This window comes from Leptospira ainlahdjerensis (assembly GCF_016919175.1).
Taxonomy (GTDB): Bacteria; Spirochaetota; Leptospiria; order Leptospirales; family Leptospiraceae; genus Leptospira; species Leptospira ainlahdjerensis.
Genome location: NZ_JAFFPU010000001.1, coordinates 1 through 8602, shown reverse-complemented (window position 1 = coordinate 8602; position 8602 = coordinate 1). Strand labels below are relative to the sequence as shown.

The 8602-nt window shown below is 43.5% G+C and carries 8 protein-coding genes and 1 tRNA gene; 5 read left to right on the top strand and 4 right to left on the bottom strand.

Features of this window, described 5'->3' with window-relative positions; all coding sequences use genetic code 11:
* The 5 genes from JWG45_RS00045 to prmC form a co-directional block, all read left to right on the top strand.
* The coding region (locus JWG45_RS00045; protein ID WP_205277764.1) for an amidohydrolase family protein at positions 1–950 on the top strand (950 nt) is incomplete at its 5' end.
* 8 nt (positions 951–958) lie between these two features.
* On the top strand, positions 959–2011 hold the full coding sequence (locus tag JWG45_RS00040; RefSeq protein WP_205277763.1) for a tetratricopeptide repeat protein: 1053 nt from the start codon (positions 959–961) through the stop codon (positions 2009–2011).
* Position 2012: 1 nt separating this feature from the next.
* Complete coding sequence (locus JWG45_RS00035; RefSeq protein ID WP_069606021.1) at positions 2013–2678, top strand: Crp/Fnr family transcriptional regulator; 666 nt, start codon at positions 2013–2015, stop codon at positions 2676–2678.
* 2 nt (positions 2679–2680) lie between these two features.
* Positions 2681–2757, top strand: a tRNA-Arg gene (locus JWG45_RS00030).
* A gap of 488 nt (positions 2758–3245) precedes the next feature.
* A complete protein-coding gene (gene prmC / locus JWG45_RS00025; protein WP_205277762.1) occupies positions 3246–4106 on the top strand; it encodes a peptide chain release factor N(5)-glutamine methyltransferase in 861 nt (286 codons plus the stop codon).
* Positions 4107–4257: 151 nt separating this feature from the next.
* Here prmC and JWG45_RS00020 read toward each other — a convergent pair whose 3' ends face one another.
* From JWG45_RS00020 to JWG45_RS00005, 4 genes are all read right to left on the bottom strand, one after another.
* Positions 4258–4602, bottom strand: coding sequence for a P-II family nitrogen regulator (locus tag JWG45_RS00020; RefSeq protein WP_002619748.1), 345 nt, complete (start codon positions 4600–4602; stop codon positions 4258–4260).
* 35 nt (positions 4603–4637) lie between these two features.
* Positions 4638–5927, bottom strand: a complete 1290-nt coding sequence (locus tag JWG45_RS00015; protein WP_205277761.1) for an ammonium transporter — start codon at positions 5925–5927, stop codon at positions 4638–4640.
* Positions 5928–6207: 280 nt separating this feature from the next.
* On the bottom strand, positions 6208–7143 hold the full coding sequence (locus tag JWG45_RS00010) for an LA_0442/LA_0875 N-terminal domain-containing protein (RefSeq protein WP_205277760.1): 936 nt from the start codon (positions 7141–7143) through the stop codon (positions 6208–6210).
* Between the two features lie 64 nt (positions 7144–7207).
* Positions 7208–8602, bottom strand: a 1395-nt coding sequence (locus JWG45_RS00005; protein ID WP_205277759.1) for a carboxyl transferase domain-containing protein, incomplete at its 5' end; no start/stop codon positions are given.

Sequence of the window (8602 nt, the reverse complement as noted above, 5' to 3'; positions counted from 1 at the left end):
CGGAACAACTCTATCAGCTCGGTTCTTTTAAGAATCTGATCTCGGGCGTTACAAGCGTTCAAGATCATATCCCACACTTCGTTCAGGATCCTTTTGTAGAATCGGTTCCCGTGAGAATTCTCAATCGTTACTCTCTTTCACATAGTATTTGTACGTATTCTTTAAATTGGGGAGAAGGACCCAAAGAAGAATATGCAAAAGCTCTAAAGGACGGTATTCCTTATATCACTCGGATCGCGGAAGGATTCGATTCGGAGTCAAGAGATTCTTTAAAAGCCTTGAGTAAGATGGGGTGTTTGAGCGATTATACAGTTCTCGTTCACGGAGTTGTTTTATCCGAATCCGACATCGCGCTCATCGCGGAAAAAAAGGCTCATCTGGTTTGGTGTCCCGAAGCAAATTTATTTCTATACGAAAGAACAACCGACGTTCGAGATCTTATCAAACACAAGGTGAACGTCTCTCTGGGAACCGATTCCAGTTTATGCGGCTCTTTGAATCTTCTGGAAGAAATTCGGGCCGCGAGAAAATTCTATCAGAGCGAATACGGAGAAGACCTTTCACCCAAAATTCTTTTTGAAATGGTCACCACCAACCCCGCCAGAGCGTTTCGAGTCGAAAAGGAAATCGGAAGCATCGAAGTCGGAAAAAAAGCCGATTTGGTGATCGTTTCTCGAAATTCCGAGGATCCCTATTTGAATCTCTGCGAATCCGACCTAAACAGCATTCGTCTCGTCCTTCGAGACGGAGTTCCCGTTTACGGAGACGCGAGTTTAGAATCTTTTTTTGAAGAATCCGGTGCCAACGTTGAGAGAATTCGAATCCACGACGCCGATAAGTATTTAACAGGTTCTCCAGGAAAACTCCTGGAATCGCTTGCCGTCTCCCTTGGTTATAAAAAGGATTTGGCATTTTTCCCCGCACAGAAAGAATTTGATAACTTTGAGTAGGTAATCATTTGGCCGGTCCGATCATCAGAAATTATAAAGGCGGATCCATCATTTATTTTGAAAAGGATAAAGCGGAGGATATTTACGTCCTGAGAAATGGGCGCGTCATCCTGACATTTCCGGCCTTAGACACCGGACAAGAAGTCAAAGAAGACGTCCGAATCGGAGAATTCTTCGGAGTCAAATCCGCCCTAGGAAAGTATCCCAGAGAAGAGACCGCACAAGTCATAGGCAACGCCACCATCCTCGTGTTTAAACCGAACGAGTTTGAACAATTCGTGGCAGAAAAGACCCACCTCATTTTAAAAATGATGAAAGTTTTTTCCAGCCAGCTCCGACAGGTCCACAAAAAATTGAAGGAGATTCTGGGACAATCCGACACCAGAAATCCTTCTTTTGAACTGATGAACGTCGCCGAAGTATTTTATAAAAATAACAATCTTCCGCACGCAGTATATGCGTTTGAAAAATATTTACAACATTATCCGGGGACTGCGTATTCCGGTCGCGCGACTGAACTTTTAGAACTCGCGAGAAGAGGAAGCCCTTTCCCTCTCAACATGCCTCCTCTCGTTTACGAAGGTGGAAACCGAGTTTCACAGGAAACCCTTCAGAACATCATGAAGCCCGCCGTGGAAAAATCTTCGGTCACGCAAGGCGTAGACAATTCCATCACCTCGCTTTACAATCGGGCTCACACTCTTGTCAACGTGGGAAAACACAACGACGCAATGATCATCTACAAAGACCTTCTCAACAGAACTGATTTCAAATTCGATTCCGAGAAGAAGTTGGTGGAGAATTCTCTGTTTCAACTCGGCATCTGTCTGATGAAGACAAACGATCTGGATAACGCGAATTCTTCCTTTTCGACTTATATCAAAAAATATCCTTCGGGAGAATCGATCAAAGAGTCTCTCTTTCATTTGGCGGAAATCTCCGAACTTCAGGGAGATCGCCAAAGAGCCAGAATGCTCTATGGAAAAGTGGCCTTACTTCCGCCCGAAAAAGACAGCATTTCTCAGAAATCCAGACTGAAAGCAAAGGAGATGAGCACCTGATATGGATATGATGCTCGAATCCATGTTTTCCAAATTCGGTCAAACTTATGATCCGAATCAAATTATCTTTTGCGAAAACGAACCCGGGAACGATTTTTATCTAATCCAATCCGGAAAAGTAAAGATCGTAAAGACCGTCCCCAATCCCACGAAAAAAGAAGACTACTTAATCAAAACTTTGGATATCCTCGAGCAAGGGGATATTTTCGGAGAAATGGCGATTCTGGAAGAACAACCTCGATCCGCGACCGCCATCGCGATTTCGGAAGTAAAAGTTCTGAACTTTAACCGCGCCAACTTCGAATTGTTGATGACGAAGAATCCTATGTTGGCCCTCAAAATTCTCACCATTTTTTCCGTAAGAATCAACGACGCCAAAAGAAGACTTTTGATTCTCCTCATGGACGATATTCAAGGAAAAGTTGCCGACGTCTTTTTGATGCTCTATGAAAAGATGCACGCACACAGTGACTTTAAGGAAATCGTTCTGAACGTTTCCCAGCACGACGTCGCGGAATGGTGCGCTCAACCTGTCGGAGAAGTTCAAAAGGTTCTCAACACTCTTTCCAAGAGCGGAAAAATCGAACTCTACGAAGACAAAATTGTTATACACAACATCGCTGACTTTCAGAGAATAGTCTCACAAAAACGGAAACCGAATTCTTAAACGCTCCCGTAGCTCAGGTGGACAGAGCAGAAGTTTCCTAAACTTTTGGTCGGAGGTTCGAATCCTCTCGGGGGCACCAGCTCCATACTTTACAAAGATCTTCGTGTAGAGTCGAAGTGAATAACCGAATTCCGACGATTTTAAAGAACGGTTTTTGTAGGAATTCCAAAAAATACAAAAGGCCTTGCGCTTAGAAAATTACAATTTTATGATAGAGAAAAACTTTCCGAGTTTTACCGCGAAAAAATTCTTCAAGAACGTCGTATTGAATCCTGCCACCGCACAAAATCATAGTTTCCTTACCCGCAAAAGTCGGAACCTGATTTCGAATCAACCGGATTTCTTTTGGAATCTTTGTCGGAATTCCGACAAAAGGAGAGGGGAACCTTTTTACTTGCAAAATTATGATTTTATGATAGAGCAAAGTCACCCGAGTTTTCCCGCCGCCACTCCCCACCACCCAAAATCAGGGTGGGGCGCGCGATTTTCACGGCGGACTTGTCGTATTTCCGACGGGATCTCTCTTGAAGTTTAGACCGATTTTGTGAATTAGGACACGGCTCTACTATGCAACACCCAGATTCCATTCTCTCCCTCCTCAAAAAATCGGAGGAATTCTTAAAGAAGAAAGAAATTTCCAGCGCTCGCTTGGACGCCGAAATTCTTCTGGCCGATCTCTTAAATCTCCAGAGAGTGAAATTGTATGTGAACTTCGAACGATTGTTAAACGAAACTGAGAAAGACGCGTATAGAGAAAGAATTCTGGAACGCTCAAAAAACAAACCGACCGCTTACATCACTGGACAAAAAGCATTCTACAATTCCGTGTTTTACGTAAATGAGGACGTTTTAATTCCGAGACCGGAAACCGAAGAACTCGTGGAAAAAATTCTCCTGGATTTTAGAGAAATTCCCCAGGAAATCAACGTCTTGGATCTTTGCACCGGAAGCGGTTGTATCGGAATCAGCCTCAAGGCGGCGAAAAGAGAATGGACCGTTTCGATCAGCGATATTTCAAAAAAAGCGCTCGACGTTGCAGAGAAGAATACGATTCAAATTTTGGGAGATCTAAACTACATTCGTTTTTTTGAAAGTGATTTATTTTCTTCCATTCCTCGAGAATCCAAATTCGATCTGATCGCAACCAATCCTCCTTACATCCCGAACTCCGACAAAGGAACGATGATGAAAGACGTCGTCGACTACGAACCTCATCTCGCCCTATTTCTTGAAAATCCGAAAGAATTCCTGACAAGCCTCGTCGAAAAAGCGCATGCTTATCTCAATCAAAACGGAAAATTTTATATGGAAACTCTCCCATCCTTGGCGAATGTTCTGGTTTCGGAATCGATCGGAAAAGGCTGGTCGAATGGTAAGGTGGAAAAGGATCTTTCCGGAAAGGAAAGATTCGTAATTCTTACAAAGTAAAAAGATTCGAATTCTAAAAAATTCAAACCACTACCACTTTAGAAGCCTCTCTCTTTTTAAGGTGAAAATGCGTGCTAAGTTCATCATCCTAAAAATGAAAAAAACAAAGCCGGGTTTTATCCCGGCTTTTCATTCTTGATTCAAAAGAAAATCAGATCGCCGAACTTCCTCTTTCTCCGGTTCTGATGCGTATCACGTCTTCGAGAGGGGTGATAAAAATCTTTCCGTCTCCGATTTTTCCGTCTCCGGTTTTTGCCGCCTTCAGAATCGCATCCACAGTCGGTTTCACGAATTCGTCGTTTACCGCAATTTCCAAACGAACTTTTCTGAGAAGGTTCACTTGATATTCGTGTCCGCGGAAAACTTCGGTCTTTCCTTTTTGCTGACCGTAACCTTGAACGTCGCTCACGGTAAGTCTATAAATCTCATTCTTAGTCAATTCCGCCTTAACCTCTTCAAGTTTATGCGGCTGAATGATAGCAACGATTAATTTCATATAATCTCCTTATTAAAATTCTTCAGTAACTTAAATTAAATCTCGTAACCTTTTTCACCGTGGATTTCTAAATCCAGACCGGCAATTTCCTTCTCTTCGGAGATACGGAATCCGATAGTCTTATCGATTAAGAACACAAGGATAACGGAGACGATAAAGGAATAGGCTGCGGTGGCGACAACACTGATTACCTGAACCAGAATTTGATCACCTCTGCTCGCGACACCAGCTCCGAGAGAAAGTGTGAACACCCCGGTTAAAATCGCACCTAACGCACCACCCACACCGTGAATACCAAAAGCGTCCAAACTATCATCGTAGCCAAGTTTCCCTTTTAAAAGAATCGCGCCGTAACATACGGGGCTCACAAGAAATCCCATGATAAGAGCTCCTTGAACTCCGACAAATCCGGAAGCAGGTGTGATCACGACAAGACCTGCGACGATTCCGGAAGCGGCTCCAAGAGCAGTAGCTTTTCTAGTATGAGCGTATTCGATTACCAACCAAGCGACTCCAGCCGCAGCGGGTGCGATCAGAGTTACTAAGAATGCCCTTGCGGCGATACCATTCACTGCCAAACCGGAACCTGCGTTAAATCCGAACCAACCAAACCAAAGAAGACCGGCACCGATCAAAGTGTAAGTAAGGTTGTTTGGCGCGATCAACGCCGGGCCTTCTCCCTTTCTCTTTCCGAGAACGATCGCCGCTGCAAGTCCCGCGATACCGGAGATTAAGTGAACCACGGTTCCCCCCGCGAAATCCAGAGCGCTCATTTTAAACAACCAGCCGTCAGCCGCCCAAACCCAGTGCGCGACCGGATCATAAACGAGAGTAGACCAGAGGAGAATAAAAGCGATATATCCGCCGAATTTTACTCTTTCTGCAATCGCTCCGGAAATCAGAGCGGGAGTGATCAGAGCAAACATTCCTTGGAAGAGAAAGTGAACGTATTTTGGAATCGTTAATTCTAAAGAATTCTCATCGATTCCGTTGAGGAAAGCAAGATCAAAGTTCCCGAAATAAGGGTTGGTTCCGGAAAATGCAAAACTATATCCGAAAACGGTCCATTGGATGGTCAATACCAGAATGGCGACAAAACTGTGCATCATGGTAGAGAGTACGTTCTTAGATCTTACAAGACCGCCGTAGAAAAGCGCGAGTCCGGGAATCATAAAAAACACAAACGCAGATGCGACGAGCATCCAAGCAGTGTCTCCTTTATCCGCTACGGGTGTTGCCGCCGCGGGAGCAGTTGCTTCTTGTCCGAAAAGGACAAATGGAAGAAGCAGAGTGAGCAATAAGAGTAGTCTCTTGGTCCAATTCATAATCATTCTCATCCCAAATCAATTTGCATACACTGATGCAAGATTGGTACCAGGAGAATAATAAATTAAGAATTCTAAAAGGTCGCTTTTGTTGCGTAAAAGCGGGAGTTCCTACGTTTTTCCGCGGCAAAAGGAGAGCTGAGGTCGGAACTCCGGAACTTTCCCGATCTTCAGCAATTCTCAAAAATGAAAAAGTACCCCATTCTGCTCATTTCTTAAGCATTTTTATCGATTTTGCTTTTTCTCTGAAAAGGATGCTGAGAAATTCTAAAAACTGCTTCTATTCTAGAGAAAAACGGTATCCAAATTTCCAAAAGGTTTCTATCCCTAAGAAAGCGGAATTGGAAGTATATGTGGAATCCAATCGAGCCATTGGATTGTAATCCAAGATCAAATGATTGCTCACTGATTTTCCAAAGCGAGGGTGAAAGAAGTAGGCGTCGAAAATATTTACCGCGTACACAAGAACCGCAAAAGTAATCGAGAGTTGAAGCTTGTGGTAATTTTCATTGACCCGATCCCTCTGCTCTTCAAAGGGCTGGCTATAAATATAAAGTGCAACGGGATCCGAAAATGTCGGAGGGGGAATGAAAGTTTCATAAGGATTATTGATATGATTCAGATCTTTCACCGAGTTTTTATAGATCTGATTCTGACGATAGACCAGAAAGAGGGAGCTGAAAAATAGAGCCGAATAGACGATCGCGGGCTTCTTTCTTTCATCCGTCCATTGACCCCAACCGGGAAGGACAGCGGATCTCCAGGCAACACTCCAAGGCGCCAAACCCTTTTGTTGAATGCGAGCAAGACGTTCTTTCTCTTTCTGATTTGCCTCGGCGAGTTTTGCTTCCGCTTCCGCCTTATTTTGTTTTTCGGTTTCTTCCTTATTCTTCTTTGAAAGTTCTTCTTCTATTTTTTTCTTATCTTCTTGTTCTTTTTTCTTTTGTTCTTTTTCCGCTAGTTTTGCTTCTTCCTCTTTTTGGATCTTTAAGGCTTCCGCTTGCGAAACGTCTTTATAAACAATTTTAAGAATTCGAATCTTAGAAAATTCCTGTTTTTTTCCATCCTCAGTTTGAATGACTACGGTTTGCGCATTCTGAGACACAACTCGACCTTTGAGGATCGTACCGTCTTTGAGAATGATCGATTCTCCCATCAAACTCCAAGGAAAAAAACACAAAGAGAGAAGAATAAGGAAATAATTTCTTAATTGCATGAAGATTCCGGAATAAATTAGTGAAATAGATAAATCCGGATCTATAATTTGAAAGCAATTTTTTCTACATTCTGAAAATTCCATACTTAGGATGTTCAGGTCTTTTAGAATGATCCGCGTAGAGAGCAATTCCTAAAATTTCTCTCGTCTTAGCCGGATCGATCACACCGTCGTCCCACAATCTCGCGGAAGAATAGATACAAGAAGAACGACTTTCATAATCATCCAAAATCGGTTTTCGAAATAACATTTGCTCCGAATCAGTCATTTTCTTTCCTTCCTTTTCCAACTGTTCCATTTTTACGGTAAGAAGCACGTTAGCGGCTTGTTCACCACCCATCACTGAAATTCTGGAATTGGGCCACATCCATAAGAATCTAGGATTGAATGCTCGACCGCACATTCCGTAATTTCCGGCTCCATAAGAACCTCCGATCACAACTGAATATTTAGGAACGATCGAAGTAGAAACCGCGTTTACCATCTTCGCACCGTCTTTAGCGATCCCGGAATTCTCATATTTCTTTCCTACCATAAACCCGGTGATGTTTTGAAGAAATAAAAGTGGAACTCCTCTTTGATTACAAAGTTCGATAAAGTGAGAAGCCTTGAGCGCGCTTTCGCTGAACAAAACTCCGTTGTTTGCGATGATCCCGACCATCTTTCCATAGATCTTTGCAAATCCGGTAACAAGAGTCGTTCCGTAATACTTTTTGAATTCTTGAAAACGGGAACCGTCCACGACTCGCGCGATAATTTCCCTAACGTCATAAGACTTACGAACGTCCTTCTGAATGATTCCGTAAATTTCTTCCGAAGGATACAAGGGTTCTTCCCAACTGATTCCGCCTTTTTGAGAAGAATTTCCAGCGTGATGCAACGTGGAAACGATGTTCCTTGTGATCTCGATCGCGTGCGCGTCGTCTTCCGCGTAGTGATCCGTAACTCCGGAAATCGTACTGTGAACGAGGGCTCCGCCCAATTCTTCGGGAGTTACAATTTCTCCCGTCGCAGCTTTTACAAGAGGTGGTCCTCCGAGAAAGATCGTTCCGTTTCCTTTTACGATTACTGATTCGTCGGACATCGCGGGAATATACGCGCCTCCCGCGGTACAACTTCCCATCACAACGGAGATCTGAGGAATTTTCAGAGCGGAAAGATTCGCTTGGTTATAAAAGATTTTTCCAAAATGTTCTTTGTCCGGAAAAACTTCGTCTTGCATCGGAAGAAAGGCTCCTCCGGAATCGACGAGATAAATACAAGGTAAAGAATTCTGCAGAGCAATCTCTTGTGCACGAATATGTTTTTTAACGGTAAGAGGATAATAAGTTCCCCCTTTTACGGTCGCGTCGTTGGCGACGATCACACAATCCACACCGCAGATTCTTCCAATGCCGGTAAGAATTCCCGCAGAAGGAACACTGTCAGGATAAACACCTTCCGCGGCGAGCGGTGAAAA

Excerpts from the sequence above, each read along its gene's own strand:
- JWG45_RS00035 (WP_069606021.1), top strand. The coding sequence starts at position 2,013 with ATGGATATGATGCTCGAATCCATGTTTTCCAAATTCGGTCAAACTTAT.
- prmC (WP_205277762.1), top strand. The coding sequence starts at position 3,246 with ATGCAACACCCAGATTCCATTCTCTCCCTCCTCAAAAAATCGGAGGAA.
- JWG45_RS00020 (WP_002619748.1), bottom strand. The coding sequence starts at position 4,602 with ATGAAATTAATCGTTGCTATCATTCAGCCGCATAAACTTGAAGAGGTT.
- JWG45_RS00015 (WP_205277761.1), bottom strand. The coding sequence starts at position 5,927 with ATGAATTGGACCAAGAGACTACTCTTATTGCTCACTCTGCTTCTTCCA.
- JWG45_RS00010 (WP_205277760.1), bottom strand. The coding sequence starts at position 7,143 with ATGCAATTAAGAAATTATTTCCTTATTCTTCTCTCTTTGTGTTTTTTT.